The organism is Paraburkholderia franconis (assembly GCF_009362735.1).
GTDB lineage: Bacteria > Pseudomonadota > Gammaproteobacteria > Burkholderiales > Burkholderiaceae > Paraburkholderia > Paraburkholderia franconis.
Window position 1 is genome coordinate 1 of record NZ_WHNP01000226.1, and the last position, 1,180, is coordinate 1,180.

General features: G+C 59.8%; 2 protein-coding genes. Both read right to left on the minus strand.

The annotated features are described in order from the left end of the window. Window positions 1–209 (minus strand): transposase (locus tag GCT13_RS47800; protein ID WP_227747265.1); only part of this gene is annotated, 209 nt, incomplete at its 3' end. Between the two features lie 84 nt (window positions 210–293). Continuing rightward, window positions 294–1,180, minus strand: an 887-nt coding sequence (locus GCT13_RS47805) for an IS3 family transposase (protein ID WP_152768444.1), incomplete at its 5' end; no start/stop codon positions are given.

Consider the following 1,180-nt stretch of genomic DNA (forward strand, 5'->3'; position numbering starts at 1 on the left):
CGAGCCTCCCGCGCGGCGTCCTGCTCCTCCTGCGCGGCCACCCATCGACGCAGCAAATTCGCATTCAACTGGTAATGCAGCGCGACCGCGGCGATCGACACGTTCGGCTGCATCGCCGCACGGATCACCTTCTCCTTGAACTCCTTGCTGTGGCGACGGCGGCGCCGTATCGGCTGTACCACCTCAGAACCGGCTTCATTCTCGTTCATAGCGTACACGTGTCCATTTAAAGAATTGGTGGACACGATCGTCGCTTCCCTAACACGCTGGTTCAAGGCGACATTGCCGGGCGCTTACGGCCGTTCGGTGTTGTACTCGTTTCTCCATTCTTCAATCAGGCGTCTGGCGTGACGCATCGAGACAAACCAGTGCTCATTCAGGCATTCGTCACGGAAGCGTCCGTTGAAGCTCTCGATGTACGCGTTCTCGACGGGCTTGCCTGGCCGAATGAACGACAGCGTAACGCCGGCTTCGTAAGCCCATGCATCCAGCACCTTGCCCGCGAATTCCGGGCCGTTGTCTACCGTGATGGATGCAGGCAATCCACGCATCTCGCCTAACCGTTGCAACACGTGCTTTACGCGTAGACCCGGCAGTGAAGTGTCGACCTCGATAGCCAGACATTCCCGCGTGTAGTCGTCGACCACATTCAGGCAGCGAAACCGCTGGCCGTAAGCCAGTCCATCAGAAACAAAATCCATCGACCAGCTCTGGTTCGGGCCTGTCGGCACCGGCAGCGGCTTTCGCTCGACGGCGGCAATGCGCTTGCGTCTGCGCTTACGCACGCTCAACCCTGCCTTGCTATACAGACGCCATGTCCGCTTATGGTTAACCAGCCAGCCTTCGCGACGCAACAGCACATGAATACGGCGGTAGCCGTAYCGACGTTTCTGCGCGGCGATTGCCATCATCCTGTCCGTCAGTTCCGCGTCGTCGGTGCGGCGCGATTCGTAACGGAACAGTGAACGCGAAATTCCTACCAGCCCGCAAGCCCGGGTGACACCCATCGCGCGTTCGGTCATCAATATCCCGACCGCCTCGCGTTTGGCTTGCGGGCTTGCTACTTTCGCGACAGCAGGTCCTTCAGCGCGGCATTGTCGAGCATCGACTCTGCCAACAGGCGCTTGAGCCTGTTGTTCTCCTGCTCCAGTTCTTTCAGGCGCTGCGCGTCCGCGACGGT